Annotated in this window: 11 protein-coding genes; 9 read left to right on the top strand and 2 right to left on the bottom strand. The window is 64.7% G+C overall.

Annotated elements, in window-relative coordinates; translation table 11 throughout:
- Positions 1–6 precede the first annotated feature (6 nt).
- From C8J33_RS18625 to C8J33_RS18590, 8 genes are all read left to right on the top strand, one after another.
- Positions 7–1,566, top strand: coding sequence for an ABC transporter substrate-binding protein (locus C8J33_RS18625; RefSeq protein WP_110801617.1), 1,560 nt, complete (start codon positions 7–9; stop codon positions 1,564–1,566).
- 141 nt (positions 1,567–1,707) lie between these two features.
- Positions 1,708–2,730 carry an ABC transporter permease gene (locus C8J33_RS18620; RefSeq protein ID WP_110801616.1) on the top strand — a complete coding sequence of 341 codons (1,023 nt, stop codon included), beginning with the start codon at positions 1,708–1,710 and terminating at the stop codon, positions 2,728–2,730.
- On the top strand, positions 2,730–3,617 hold the full coding sequence (locus C8J33_RS18615; RefSeq protein WP_110801615.1) for an ABC transporter permease: 888 nt from the start codon (positions 2,730–2,732) through the stop codon (positions 3,615–3,617). The genes C8J33_RS18620 and C8J33_RS18615 overlap by 1 nt, the downstream gene beginning before the upstream one ends.
- Positions 3,614–4,459 carry an ABC transporter ATP-binding protein gene (locus C8J33_RS18610; protein WP_132665018.1) on the top strand — a complete coding sequence of 282 codons (846 nt, stop codon included), beginning with the start codon at positions 3,614–3,616 and terminating at the stop codon, positions 4,457–4,459. The genes C8J33_RS18615 and C8J33_RS18610 overlap by 4 nt, the downstream gene beginning before the upstream one ends.
- Complete coding sequence (locus C8J33_RS18605; protein WP_110801613.1) at positions 4,456–5,337, top strand: ATP-binding cassette domain-containing protein; 882 nt, start codon at positions 4,456–4,458, stop codon at positions 5,335–5,337. Before C8J33_RS18610 ends, C8J33_RS18605 begins: the two co-directional genes overlap by 4 nt.
- Positions 5,338–5,359: 22 nt before the next feature.
- The gene (locus tag C8J33_RS18600) at positions 5,360–6,907 is read left to right on the top strand and encodes a hydantoinase/oxoprolinase N-terminal domain-containing protein (protein ID WP_110801612.1); all 1,548 of its coding nucleotides are present in this window, start codon (positions 5,360–5,362) and stop codon (positions 6,905–6,907) included.
- Complete coding sequence (locus C8J33_RS18595) at positions 6,897–8,015, top strand: DUF917 domain-containing protein (RefSeq protein WP_110801611.1); 1,119 nt, start codon at positions 6,897–6,899, stop codon at positions 8,013–8,015. Before C8J33_RS18600 ends, C8J33_RS18595 begins: the two co-directional genes overlap by 11 nt.
- The gene (locus tag C8J33_RS18590; protein ID WP_110801610.1) at positions 8,012–9,094 is read left to right on the top strand and encodes a DUF917 domain-containing protein; all 1,083 of its coding nucleotides are present in this window, start codon (positions 8,012–8,014) and stop codon (positions 9,092–9,094) included. The genes C8J33_RS18595 and C8J33_RS18590 overlap by 4 nt, the downstream gene beginning before the upstream one ends.
- A gap of 85 nt (positions 9,095–9,179) precedes the next feature.
- Here the strand turns inward: C8J33_RS18590 and C8J33_RS18585 are convergent, their stop codons facing one another.
- Together C8J33_RS18585 and C8J33_RS18580 are read right to left on the bottom strand one after the other, a co-directional pair.
- On the bottom strand, positions 9,180–10,712 hold the full coding sequence (locus tag C8J33_RS18585) for a xylulokinase (RefSeq protein WP_110801609.1): 1,533 nt from the start codon (positions 10,710–10,712) through the stop codon (positions 9,180–9,182).
- A 135-nt stretch (positions 10,713–10,847) separates the two neighbouring features.
- Complete coding sequence (locus tag C8J33_RS18580) at positions 10,848–11,840, bottom strand: sugar-binding transcriptional regulator (protein WP_245420140.1); 993 nt, start codon at positions 11,838–11,840, stop codon at positions 10,848–10,850.
- Between the two features lie 110 nt (positions 11,841–11,950).
- On the opposite strand from C8J33_RS18580, the gene C8J33_RS18575 reads away from it, so the two are divergent.
- Positions 11,951–13,300 carry an iron-containing alcohol dehydrogenase gene (locus tag C8J33_RS18575; RefSeq protein WP_132665017.1) on the top strand — a complete coding sequence of 450 codons (1,350 nt, stop codon included), beginning with the start codon at positions 11,951–11,953 and terminating at the stop codon, positions 13,298–13,300.
- The last annotated feature ends 1 nt before the right edge of the window (position 13,301 follow it).

Below are 13,301 nucleotides of genomic sequence, written 5' to 3'. Positions count from 1 at the left end.
GAAACAATGCGCACGCTTTGCACCCTCGCCTCCACCGCCGCCATTGCACTGGTTGCCGGCTATGCCGGATCGGCTGCGGCCAAGACCGTCGTGACTATGAACACCGTCCAGATTTTCGGCACGATCGATCCGGCCAAGATTTCGGACTACACGGACTACATGTCCGCGGTGAACCTCTATGACAGCCTGACCACGGTCGACCCAACCGGCAAGATCATCCCCGAGCTGGCGGAAAGCTGGACCGTGTCGGACGATGCGAAAGAGGTCACCTACAAAATCCGGGCCGACGCCAAGTTCTCGGATGGCACGCCGGTCGAGGCGAAGGATGTGGTCTACTCGTTCGAGCGGCTCTTCCGCATCAACCAGGGCCCGGCCAACCTTTTCACCGATGTCCTGAAGCCCGGCTCGATCGTCGCGGTCGATGAGAAGACGGTCAAGTTCACGCTGTCGAAGACCTTTGCACCATTCCTGACCACCGTTCCCGCCGTCTTCATCGTCAATTCGGACGTGGTGGAAGCCAACAAGGGCAGCGATGACGCGCAGGCCTATCTCGGCAGCACCGTTGCCGGTGCCGGTGCCTACAAGCTGGTGGAATGGGACCGCGGCGCGCGGATGACGATCGAGCGCGACCCCAATTACTACAAGGGCTTCGGCAAAGGCGCGATCGACGAAGTGCGCTGGATCATCACCAATGACGAGGCGACCGTGCGGTCGCTGGCGGCCTCCGGCGAGCTGACCATGACCAGCCAGTACCAGTCGCCCGAGACCTACAAGGCGCTCGCCGACATGGGCCGCTTCACCGTCGTCAGCGAACCGACGACCACCGCCTTCTACCTCAAGCTCAACACCAAGGTGCCGCCGACCGACGACGTGCACATCCGCCGCGCGCTCGCGCTCGCCACCGACTACCAGACGATCCGCGAGGTCATTCTTCCCGGCGGCGAACTGACGACCCCGCTGCCGTCGGGTTTCGCGGAGTTCCACGCCGCCGACGTGCCCGCACCAAAATACGATCTGGAAGCCGCCAAGGCCGAGATCGCCCAGTCGAAATATGCCGGCTCCGAGATCCCGATCACGCTCGGCTATGTCGCCGGCACCAAGTTCGAGGAGGAGATCAGCCTGCTGATGCAGTCGAACCTCGAACAGCTCGGCTTCAAGGTGACGCAGCAATCCGATCCATGGAACCGGATCACGGAGATCGCGACCAAGGTCGAAACGACGCCCGCCGTCAACCAGATCTTCTTCTCTCCGACCTATCCCTCGCCCGACTCGATGTTCTTCACCCAGTATCACTCGAAGTCCGCAGGCACCTGGGCCTCCGCTGAATGGCTGCAGGATCCGGCCATCGACGCCCTGATCGACGAGGCCAGATCGACCGCCGACGTCGCGAAGCAGGCCGTGATCTACAAGGATCTCCAGCGCAAGCTGGTCGAGATCCAGCCGGATGTCTTCCTGATGACGCAGACCGTCCAGCACGCGATGGACAAATGCCTGACCGGCTTCAAGGCCGTGCCCATGCAGTCCTTCGACTACGACTTCACACGCTACAGCTGGACCTGCAACTAACGGCTCATCAGAGAAACCGGCGACCGTCCTAATCAACGGCACGCTTCGCCGTTTCCCTCGTCCCGGTCCGATATCCTCCCAAGGCGGACCGGGACATCTTCTCCGCTTCCTGTCGCTTAACCCTTCGAAAAGGCTGGATTCTTGGAATTCCTGCTCTTCCTTCTCAGGCGTATTGCATGGTCGCTGCTGGTCCTTTTCGGGCTCTCGGTGGTGATCTTCATCATCGCTCGCGCCATGCCGGGCGACCCCGTGCGGCTTGCGCTCGGACCGCGGGCAAGCGTCGAGCAGGTCGAGCAACTGCGCGAGACACTGGGGTTCAACCAGCCGCTCATCCAGCAATACGGCATCTATGTCGCAGGCCTCGCGCGCGGCGATCTCGGGCGGTCGCTGCTGACCGAGCAGCCGGTGGCAAACGATATCCGCCAGACCTTTGCCGCAACCTTCGAGCTCGTTCTGTCGACCATCACCATCGCCTTCGTGCTCGGCGTGCCCTTGGGCGTCGCCGCAGCGCGATACAAGGACCGATGGCCGGATAATGTGGTGCGCATCATCGCGATCTTTTCCGCCGTGACGCCCAGCTTCTTTCTGGCCCTCCTTCTCCAGATTCTCGCCGGCTATGTCCTGCACATCCTGCCCACCACCGGCCGCCTGCCGCCGGGACTGGCCTTCTCGGCCGATATGACGGGCCTGATCACCATCGATGCGCTGTTGCACGGCCGTCTGGACGTGTTCCTCGAAGCGCTGCGCTATCTGCTGCTGCCGTCGATCGCGCTGGCCGCCGCCACGATGGGGCAGATTGCCCGCATCACCCGCTCGTCGATGATCGACGTCTCCAGCCAAGATTATGCGGAGGCCGGTCGCGCCTTCGGTATCCCAGAGCGTGTGCGCGTCTTCAAGTACATGCTGCGCCCGAGCTTCGTGCCGCCGCTGACTATTCTCGGTCTCGAGTTCGCCTCGCTGATCGGCAATGCCTTCGTCGTGGAACTGGTCTTCTCCTGGCCCGGCATGGCAGCCTACGGGGTGCGCACCATCCTCCAGAAGGATCTCAACGCCATCATGGGCGTGGTCATCGTCTCCGGCGTGTTCTTCGTGGTCGCCAACCTCGTCATCGACGTTCTCACCGGCATCGTCGATCCGCGCATCCGCATCCGGGGGCGCCGCTGATGACCGGAACGTCCATTGCCCCTCAGGAGGCGCGCCGCCTCTCAAATGCCTACCAGAACTGGTATCGCTTCTCGCGCAATCCGACGGCCGTGATCGGCGCCGCCATCGTCCTCGTCTGCATTCTCGCAGCCCTGTTCGCCCCCTTCATCACGCCCTATCCGGAGCATGTCGGCGCCGTCGTCAACTTCCGGGCCCGCCACCAGCCGCCATCGCTGACCTTCTGGTTCGGTACCGACAATGTCGGGCGCGACATCTTTACCCGCACGATCTACGGCATGCGCATCTCGCTGCTGCTCGCCTTCGTCGTGCTCGGCACCGCCGTCCCCATCGGCACGGTCCTCGGCCTTCTCGCCGGCTATTTCGGCGGCTGGGTCGAGACGGTCATCATGCGCGTGACGGACATCGCGCTCGCGCTTCCCCCGCTCGTCATGGCGCTCGCCGTCGCCGCTGTGCTGTCGCCCGATCTCGTCAATTCCCTGCTCGCCATCGCCGCGCTCTGGTGGACCTGGCACACGCGGCTGATCTACGCGATCACCAAACAGATCCGCACGCAGGAATTCATCGAGGCTGCGGAAACGCTCGGCGCCAGCAAGTTCCACATTCTCTTCCGCGAGATCCTGCCGAATTGCGTTTCCGCCATTGCCGTCAAGACCTCGCTCGATTGCGGCTTCGTCATTCTGGTCGGCGCCTCGCTCTCCTTCCTCGGCCTCGGCATCCAGCCGCCTACACCCGATCTCGGCACCATGGTTGCGCAGGGCGCGGGCTTCCTGCCGGATTTCTGGTGGGAATCGGTGCTTCCCGGCCTCGCCATCCTGTTCGTCGCGCTCGGCTTCAACCTGCTCGGCGATGGCTTGCGCGACCTCTTCGATGTGCAGGAGGTCCGATGAGCTTCCCCCTCCTGCGTGTCGAGAACCTTTCGGTCTCCTTCACCACCTACGGCCAGACGGTGCCCGTGCTGCACGGCGTCAGCCTCGATGTACCCGCCCGCTCGCAAGTGGCGCTGGTCGGCGAAAGCGGATCGGGAAAGACCGTGACGATGAAGGCCATCATGGGCCTGCTGCGCCAGCCGCCCGCCCGCATCACCTCCGGCGCGATCTATTATGACGGCGCAGATCTCCTGACCATGCCGGAGAAGGAGCGCCTGAAGCTGCGCGGCACGGCGATGTCGATGGTGTTCCAGGACCCGATGAGTTCGCTCAATCCGGTCTTCACCATTGCCGACCAGATGGCGACGATCCTGAAATATGCCGACAGGCGCCTCGGCCGCGTCCGCTCTTCCAGAGACCGGATGCAGAGGGTCTACGACACGCTGACACAGGTGCGCATGCGCGATCCCGAGCGGGTGGCACGCGCCTATCCGATCGAGCTTTCCGGCGGCATGCGCCAGCGCGTGCTGATCGCCATGGCGCTGCTCAGCGAGACCGACCTTTTGATCGCCGACGAGCCGGGAACGGCGCTGGACGTGACCACGCAGGCGCAGATCCTGAAGCTCCTCAAGGATCTGGTCGAGGCGCGCGGCCTCGCGCTCCTGATGATCACCCACAATCTGGGCGTCGTGCGCGAGACCTGCAACAGCGTCTACGTCATGCAGAAAGGCGTCATCGTCGAGAAGGGCGAAACCGCGGCGATCTTCGAGGCACCGGCGCATGACTACACCCGCAGCCTGATCGACGCCGTCCCGCGCCTCACCGGCGGACGCCGCTTCGGAACCGCCGGGGTGGCGGCATGAGCGGACCGATGCTGGAACTGAAGAACCTCTGCAAGGCCTTCCCGATCCGCAACGCCTTCGGCCGCAAGACCGGTGCGCTGCAGGCGGTCGACAACGTCTCGATGGCGATTGCGCCCGGCGACGTCTATGGCCTTGCCGGCGAGAGCGGATCGGGCAAGTCCACAATCGCCCGCATGATCATGGGGCTGGAAACGCCCGACAGCGGCGAGATCCTGATCGACGGGCGCAGCATTCACGACCGTTCGGACGGTGTGGCGCATGGTCGCCGCGTGCAGATGGTGTTCCAGAACCCCGGTTCCTCGCTTAATCCCCGTCGCACCGTCGGCCAGTCGATCACTGTCCCGCTGGACGCGCATGGGTTTCCGCGCGGCGCGCGCCGTACCCGCGTCGCGACGCTGCTCGACATGGTGCAACTGCCCGCAGCCTTTGCCGAGCGCTATCCGCACGAACTCTCCGGCGGACAGAAGCAGCGCGTCGCCATCGCCCGGGCGCTCGCGGTCGAGCCGAAGCTTTTGGTGCTGGACGAGCCGACCTCGGCGCTCGACGTCTCGGTGCAGGCGAAAGTCATGGACCTGCTCGCCGATCTCGGCCGGCAGATGGGCCTGACCTATCTGTTCATTTCCCACGATCTGAGCCTCATGCGCAATTTCGCGCGCGAGGTCAGCGTGCTGTACCGCGGCGCCATCGTCGAAAGCGGCACGTCGGACACCGTCTTCGGAAACCCGTCCCACGACTATACGCGTCTGCTGATCGCCTCCGTGCCCGTCATCTCGGCGGAGGAAGCAGCGCTCCGGCCCGTCATCCCCCTGATCGACGGCGAACTCCCCACACCCGAACAACTGATCGCGCTGCGGCAAGCGGCGGATCGTCAGGCATGAAAAGCAGTGAGGTTTGAAGCCCATGATTAGGATAGGCATCGATGTCGGCGGCACCAATACGGACGCCGTGGTCATGAACGGCACGGAGGTGATCGCCGGCGTCAAATCCGCAACGACTGCCGACGTGATGAGCGGCGTCGTCAACGCGCTGCGCGACGTGCTGGCGGCGTCAGGAATGGAAGCCTCCGCCGTCGATTTCGTGATGATCGGCACGACCCACTTCACCAATGCCGTCGTCCAGCGCCGCGATCTTGCGCAGACCGCGGCCGTGCGCCTCGGCCTGCCCGCCACGGCCTCGCTGCCGCCGATGGTCGATTGGCCGGAGGATCTGAAGCAGTCGATCGGCAACCACGCCTATCTCGCCCATGGCGGCAACGAGTTCGACGGCCGCGTCATCTCGCCGCTCGACGAGGACGAGTTGAAGGGCATCGCCCGCGACATCGCCGCCAAGGGCATCCGCAGCATCGCCATCACCTCGGTGTTCTCGCCGGTGTCCAGCGATTTCGAGCGCCGCGCCGGCGCCATCTTCGAAGCGGAAATCCCCGGCGTGCACATCACGATGTCGAGCGATATCGGCCGCATCGGGCTTCTGGAGCGCGAGAACGCGGCCATCATGAATGCCTGCCTGCGCGACCTCTCCGCCCATGTCATCGAGGCTTTCCGCAACGCCATCCGCGAGGCCGGCATCACCGGAAAATTCTTCCTGACGCAGAACGACGGCACGCTGATGGATGCGAGCTTCGCCGAGAAATTCCCGGTCCTGACTTTCGCTTCGGGACCGACGAACTCCATGCGCGGCGCGGCGTTCCTGTCCGGCGTCAGCGACGCCATCGTGGTCGATATCGGCGGCACGACCTCAGATGTCGGGTCGTTGCACAAAGGCTTTCCCCGTCAGGCGACGATCGCCGTCGAGGTCGGCGGTGTGCGCACCAATTTCCGCATGCCCGACGTGTTTTCGATCGGCCTCGGCGGCGGGTCGCATGTCGTGGAAACGGACAACGGCATCAAGGTCGGCCCGGTTTCCGTCGGTTACCGCATCAAGACCGAGGCGCTGATCTTCGGCGGGCAAACGCTCACCACCACCGATGTGGCCGTGGCGGCGGGCCGTGCCTCGCTCGGCGATGCCGCCAAGGTCTCGCACCTCTCCCCTGATCTCATCGATCGCGTGCAGGCGAAGATCCACGCAATGCTGGAAGACTGCGTCGAGAAATCCCGCCTCTCGCCCGATCCGCTGCCCGTCATCGTGGTCGGCGGCGGCTCCATCCTGGTCGATGGCCCGCTGAGTGGCCTCGAGGTTATCAAGCCCGCGCATTTCGGCGTCGCGAACGCCGTCGGTGCTGCCATCGCGCAGGTCTCCGGCGAAATCGACCGCGTCTATGCGCTAGCCGAACTCGGCCGCGACAAGGCGCTCGAAGACGCGAAGCAACGGGCGATCGATGCGGCGATTGCCGCAGGTGCCGCACCCGACAGCATCGAGATCGTCGATGTCGAGGACGTTCCGCTCGCCTATCTGCCGGGCAACGCCACCCGTATCCGCGTCAAGGCCGTGGGAGAGCTCCATGCCGGTTGAAGGCTATCTCCTCAAGGAAGAGGACCTCGTGCCGCTGTCGATGGGGGCCGCCCTGCTCGGCACCGGCGGCGGGGGCAATCCGTATATCGGCATGCTGCGTGCCCGTGAGCTGATGCGCAAGGGCGCTAAGGTCCGCGTGCTGCCGCTGGACGCGCTGCCTGACGATGCCTGGGTGGCGGAGTGCGGCGGCATCGGCGCGCCGGTCGTCGGCGTCGAGAAGATCGAGGAAGGCGGCGAATGCTACCGCGCGGTGCGCGCCGTCGAAGAGGCGGCGGGTGTCACCGTCTCCGCGATGATCTCGGCCGAAATCGGCGGTGCGAACGCCATCGAGCCGATCATCGCCGCCGCCATGGCCGGGCTTCCCGTCGTCGATGGCGACGGCATGGGCCGGGCGTTCCCCGAAGTGCAGATGACCACCTACATGATCTATGGCGCACCCGCGTCACCGGCGGCCATCGCCGACGACAAGGGCAATGTCGTGGTCTTCAAGCAGATGGTCGACATGTTCTGGCTGGAGCGCTTCGCACGCGACGCCTCCGTTGCCATGGGCGCCGGGGCCGGCTTCGCGGTCGCCCCGATGCGCGGGGATTTCGTCAAGAAAACCTCCGTGCCCGGAACAGTCACGCAGGCGCTGGAGATCGGTCGCACCATTCTCGATGCCCGCCTGAAGCGTCAGAACGTCGTGGAACGCGTGGTCGAGGCGACGGGCGCAACGCTGTTCTTTACCGGCAAGATCACCGACATCCGCCGCGAACTGACCGGCGGCTTTGCGAGAGGCGAGGCTCTGCTGTCGGGTATCGGCGGATGGGCGGGGTCGCAGGCGCGGATCGCGATCCAGAACGAAAACCTCGTGCTCTGGGTGGATGGCGTCGCCGTCGCCATGGTGCCGGACCTCATCATCAATCTGGAACTCGACACCGGCGAGCCCCTGACCACCGAAATCCTGCGCTACGGCCAGCGCATCGCAGTGATCGGCCTGCCGGTCCATGACCTGATGAAAACGCCGCGCGCGCTGGAGATCGTCGGTCCCAAGGCGTTCGGCTACCCGGAACTCACCTTCGAGCCGATGGCCTTCAGCAACACGCAAGGTCGGGAGCGACGTGCATGAACATCCTGAGAACGATCTATGCCGAAGATCTCGATGATATCGCCATCGGCGGCGCCATTCTCGGCACGGGCGGCGGTGGTGATCCCTATGTCGGCAAGCTCATGGCGAAGGAAGCCATTCGCAAGCACGGTCCGGTCGAACTGATCGACGTCAGCGAGCTCGCCGACGACGCCCTCGTCGTTCCCGTCTGCATGATGGGGGCGCCGACCGTGATGACCGAGAAGCTACCCCAGGGCGACGAGCTTCTGACCGCCTTCCGCAAGCTGGAACAGCTCCTCGGCCGCAAGATCGATGCCGTGCTCTGCGGCGAAGCGGGCGGCGTGAATTCTACGACGCCCTTCGTGGTGGCGGCCGCCGCGGGCCTGCCGCTGGTCGATGGCGACGGCATGGGCCGGGCCTATCCGGAGCTGCAGATGGTGACCTTCACCCTGCACGGCATCTCCGCCACACCCATGGTTCTCTGCGACGACAAGGGCAACGCGCTGGTGCTCGAAACCGTCAGCAATGCCTGGACGGAACGGCTGGCGCGTGCCGCCACCGTTGAGATGGGCGGCTCGGCGCTGCTCGCGTTCTACCCGATGAGCGGCAAGCAGGCCAAGGCATGCGTCGTTCGTGGTACGCTGTCGCTCTGCGCCAATCTTGGCCTCGAACTTCGGGAAAGCCGCCTTTCGAACGGAGACCCGGTCCGCGCCATCGCGGCGAAGCTCGGTGCTTCCGTCCTCTTCCACGGTCGCCTGACCGATATCGACCGCCGCACGATCGGCGGCTTTGCCCGGGGAACGGCGCGGTTCGATGGCGTGGAGGACTGGAAAGGCCAGACGTTCCGCCTCGACTTCCAGAACGAATTTCTGATGGCAGAGCGCAATGGCGAGATCGTCTGCACGACGCCGGATCTCATCACGCTGCTGGAAGCCGAAAGCGGCAATCCGGTCACGGCGGACTCGCTGCGCTACGGCCTGCGCCTCGTCGCCCTCGCCTTCCCCTGCAACCCGCAATGGAAGACGGACGCGGGCATCGCCCTCGTCGGTCCCCGCTATTTCGGCTATGACACGGATTATATTCCGTTCGACGCACATTGAGCGGATGACGGGATCATGAATTAATTGTTGCCGGGTCGAATCTCGGCGCCTATTTCAGGCGCGCCTTGGTCCGGTCTCTCCCGTTTCATCGGAAACGCCTGAGCGGCGTGTCCACGAAACCGGCAGCAGGCACCGTCTCCTGGCGTGTCGCCCGGTACAGCCGCCCCTGTCGCTCCGAAAGATCGTCCCAGAGAGGCCGGGCCGTCGGGTCGGGCGGGATTTCCTCGGCGAGGCGGGTCATGGCGTTGGCTGTCGCCTTGAAGCCATCGTACCATCCGGCGCCGACGGCCGCCGACATGCCAGCGCCAAGGGCGGAGGCCTCGTTGGACAGGCTGCGGATGACGGGGAGGCCCGTGGCGTCCGCCACCATCTTGCGCCAGAGCCTGCTCTCGGCACCGCCGCCTATGACGAACAGGCGGTCGGCTTTCGCGCCACTTTCCCGCATTTTTGCCAGCGAGCGCGCAAATTCGAGCGTGATCGCCTCCATCGAAGCTCGGTAGAGATGGCCGATCCCCGTGTCCGGTCCCATGCCCGAGAAGGTCGCACGTGCCGTATCGTCCCAGTGCGGGTCCATGCAGCCGACGAGATAGGAGCAAACGGTGACGCCGTTCGAGCCGACTGGAAGGCGGATCGCCTCGGATTCGAGCCGCTCGAAGACGCCGGGATCGCCACGCCCACCGGCGAAGGCATCCAGCAGCCAGTTGAAGAAATAGGCGCCGCCGCGCTGGCAGCTTTCCAGCAGATAGCCCTCCCCGCTCGGAGACACTAGCGTGCGCCAGTAATTGCTGAGTTCGGGGGTTGCCGACCACAAGCCGCCGACAACGGCCGTGCCGAGATTGAGATAGACGGCGCCCTCATTGATCGCGTTGACCCCGAGGCCCGCGCAGTTGCCATCGCCACCGCCGGCAAAGACCGGCGTTCCCGGCCGAAGTCCGGTGGCTGCGGCCGCCGACGCGGTGATCTGCCCGATCGCCGTTCCCGGCGCGTGGAGAGGCGGCAGCTTTTCCAAGGGAATTTCAAGGTGATCGAGGATCTCGCGCGACCAGGTCTTTTTCTCGATGTCGAGGATGCCGAATGGATCGGCGCTCGTCCAGCTGGCCGAGGCGCTGCCCGTCAGTTTCAGCGTCAGGAAATCATGGACACTGAGAATGCGGGCGGCCTTGTCGAGAAGGTTCGGCTCGTGCTCGCGGAAGTAACGCAGCCGGTAGACGCAGGGAATGACATCGATCGGCTTGCCGGAGATCGCATGAAGCCGGCCGGGGCCGAGTTCGTTCGCCAGTACGGAGACGAGTTCGTGGGCACGCCGGTCGAGCCATAGGGTCGCAGGCGCAAGAGGACGATCGTCGGCATCAAGGAGGACCATCGTCTCGCGCTGGTTGGAAATGGCAATACCGTCGATCAGCGCAGGGTCCACCTGCCGCATCAGCGACTGCAGGGCGGCGCAAGCTGCTGTCCACCATTCGTCGGCATTCTGTTCGGCACGCAAGGAGTCCGGCGTGCTGATCGTCAGCGGAGCGCGACCCTCCGCATGGCAGCGCCCGTCCTGCGTCCAGGCGATGGCCTTGACGGATTGCGTGGACGAATCGATTCCGATGACGAAACGCTCGCGATCAGGCATGCACTGCTCCTCCCTGTGCAGCGAGATGCCGGGGCTCGACGGGATCGAGCGCACCTGCGCAAACCGGAGCTCCTCCACCGGCCTTACGCACATCCCTTATATAAGTTCCGACTTACACGTTCAACCTTCCCGGCATCATTGCGGCGCGGCGATTAAAGCTTCCGCCGTCGCCATGTCGGTAATGAAATGGGTAACATATCCTGCCTCGAGCGTGGCGATGATCGCCCTGATTTTCGTGGGGCCGCCCGCCACGCAGATGCGGCTTGGAACGTTCTTCAACTCGTCCAGCGTGATGCCGACGACGCGCTCGTCATGCGGCCCGCCGACGGCGCCGCCATGGGCGTCGATGAAGCGGCCGATGATCACGGCGGTCGCGCCGCGCGCCACGTAATCGTCGATCTCTTCCGGCTCGGCGATGCCAGCCTGTCGCACCGTGCTCTTCGGCCCGATATCGCCGACGCCGAAGAGGATGCGGTTGGCGGAATGAACGAGGTCCATCTGCTTGCGCAGCACGGGCTCGGCCAGAAGCAGCGCCTTCAGGGCCTTGGTCGACAACACGGCCGGCGCTAGCAGGTTGACGCATCGCGCGTGGATGCGGTTGGACAAAAGCGACGTACACAGCTCCGGCGAAAAGTCCGCCTCGCCGGTGGAGCTGCCCGAAACCTGCACGACCGTCACGTTGCGGGCCGGTCGCGTCAGCGAGATCTGGTCGGCCACGGCCAGCACTGTGCGCCCCCAGGCAACGCCGATCGTGTCGTTGTCCTCCACTTGGTCTGCCAGAACACGCGCGCCCGCATCGCCCAGCCGCTGCGTCAGAGCCTGCTCGTCGCCGTCCGGAATGACGAAGGCGCCCGCGAGATCGAACTTCGCCATCAACGCGCGGGCGATGCTCGTGCGACTGCCCGCCTTCGGATGGATGTTGACGGAGACGATGCCGCGCTCGCGCGCTTCCTGCAGGTAATTGACGATCGTCGCGCGGGACACGTTCAGCCGCTTGGCGATCTCGCTCTGCGTCATCTCGTCGGCATAATAGAGCCAAGCTGCCCACATGATGGAATCGTCGAATTCCATAGGGACGAGTGCCCCCTTTTCCGCATCGATCCGGTCTGACGTCTTTGCCTTGGCCATGACGCTATCTGACGCCGATCCTGTCATTTGTCAACTTCCACTGTCTTATGTATTGACATATGCCATGACCTGTTGTCATTTGATCGAAAGGCGAGGAGGCCTCGGCAGTCATGGAATTTGGAACGACCGACACGGCGCAGAGCATGCGCCCGAACTGGACCGCACTGATCGACGATATCGTCGAGGGCAAATGGACGAACCCCGAGACGGGCAAGCTCGCCCGCGTTCCCTATGAGTCTATCGTCATCGACGAGAGCCTCGACGGCAGGGAGGCGGATCTGGTCGCGGGTCTCGGGCTCGGCGAGCGCTTCACGGTGGTGACCGATACGAATACGTGGGATGCGATGGGTTCCCGCGTGGCGAGCGCCTTGCGGGATCTCGGACCGGTCAAAACCGTTGTGCTCGACCATCCCCATGCGGACATGGGACATGCCGAAGACCTGCGCCAGAAACTGCATGGCGCGGATGCCGTCATCGCGGTCGGGTCCGGCACGATCAACGATCTCTGCAAGTTCGTCACGGCGAAGGCCGGAAAGCGCTATGCCGTGTTCGGCACGGCAGCTTCGATGAACGGCTACACCTCCACCACGGCATCCATTACGCTCGAAAGCGGGTTGAAGGTCTCCCTGCCCTCGCAGGGGCCGGCCGGCTTCTTCGTCGATCTCGGCGTCAGCGCCCGCGCGCCGCGGCACCTGTCGGCCTCCGGCTTTGCCGATTGCCTCGTGCGCTCCGTCGCGCAGGTCGACTGGTGGATGTCGCACAGGCTGCTGTCCACGCTCTACTCCGCCGTTCCCTACATCATCCAGGAGAAGGACGAGGAAGAGCTGAACGCCCGCGCGGCAGGGATTGCCGCAGGCGACATCGCGGCGAATGGCTATCTCCACCGCGTCCTGACGCTCTGCGGCCTTGGCGTCTCGTTTACCGGCATGTCCAATCACGGCTCGATGGGCGAGCATCAGATCTCCCACTACATCGACTGCTTTGCCGGTGAAGATCATCCCGGCACGCTGCATGGCCAGCAGGTCGGCGTGGCGACGCTGACCATGGCGCGGCTGCAGCGGCATTTTCTCGACAGCGAAACCGCACCGGTCATCCGCCCGACGCGGATCGACCCGGCCGATATGGCGCGGCGCATGGGGCCGGATATCGCGGCACAATGCTTCGAGGAGCTGAAGGGCAAGATCTTCGACGAGCGCGGCGCGGCCCGGATCAACGAAACATTCGCCGAACTCTGGCCGACCCTGCGCGGCGAGTTGAATGCCTTCGCGCTGCCCGTGGCCGAGATGGAAAGGCTTCTGTCGGACGCCGGAGGCCCGATGACATCGCAGGATCTCGGCCTTCCCGTCGCCCGCTATCGCGAGGCCGTGATCCACAGCCGCGAGATGCGCAACCGCTATTCCTTTCTCGATGTGGCGGCAGATGCCGGCATTCTCGCGGACTTCGCGGCCGGGGAGGCATGAC

The organism is Rhizobium sp. PP-CC-3G-465 (genome assembly GCF_004343445.1).
In the GTDB taxonomy this organism is placed as follows: domain Bacteria; phylum Pseudomonadota; class Alphaproteobacteria; order Rhizobiales; family Rhizobiaceae; genus Ferranicluibacter; species Ferranicluibacter rubi.
The sequence above is the reverse complement of the archived record's forward strand: the minus strand, read 5'-3'. Positions and strand labels throughout refer to the sequence as shown.

Excerpts from the sequence above, each read along its gene's own strand:
- C8J33_RS18595 (WP_110801611.1), top strand. The coding sequence starts at position 6,897 with ATGCCGGTTGAAGGCTATCTCCTCAAGGAAGAGGACCTCGTGCCGCTG.
- C8J33_RS18605 (WP_110801613.1), top strand. The coding sequence starts at position 4,456 with ATGAGCGGACCGATGCTGGAACTGAAGAACCTCTGCAAGGCCTTCCCG.
- C8J33_RS18610 (WP_132665018.1), top strand. The coding sequence starts at position 3,614 with ATGAGCTTCCCCCTCCTGCGTGTCGAGAACCTTTCGGTCTCCTTCACC.
- C8J33_RS18585 (WP_110801609.1), bottom strand. The coding sequence starts at position 10,712 with ATGCCTGATCGCGAGCGTTTCGTCATCGGAATCGATTCGTCCACGCAA.
- C8J33_RS18615 (WP_110801615.1), top strand. The coding sequence starts at position 2,730 with ATGACCGGAACGTCCATTGCCCCTCAGGAGGCGCGCCGCCTCTCAAAT.
- C8J33_RS18580 (WP_245420140.1), bottom strand. The coding sequence starts at position 11,840 with ATGGCCAAGGCAAAGACGTCAGACCGGATCGATGCGGAAAAGGGGGCA.
- C8J33_RS18600 (WP_110801612.1), top strand. The coding sequence starts at position 5,360 with ATGATTAGGATAGGCATCGATGTCGGCGGCACCAATACGGACGCCGTG.
- C8J33_RS18590 (WP_110801610.1), top strand. The coding sequence starts at position 8,012 with ATGAACATCCTGAGAACGATCTATGCCGAAGATCTCGATGATATCGCC.
- C8J33_RS18575 (WP_132665017.1), top strand. The coding sequence starts at position 11,951 with ATGGAATTTGGAACGACCGACACGGCGCAGAGCATGCGCCCGAACTGG.
- C8J33_RS18625 (WP_110801617.1), top strand. The coding sequence starts at position 7 with ATGCGCACGCTTTGCACCCTCGCCTCCACCGCCGCCATTGCACTGGTT.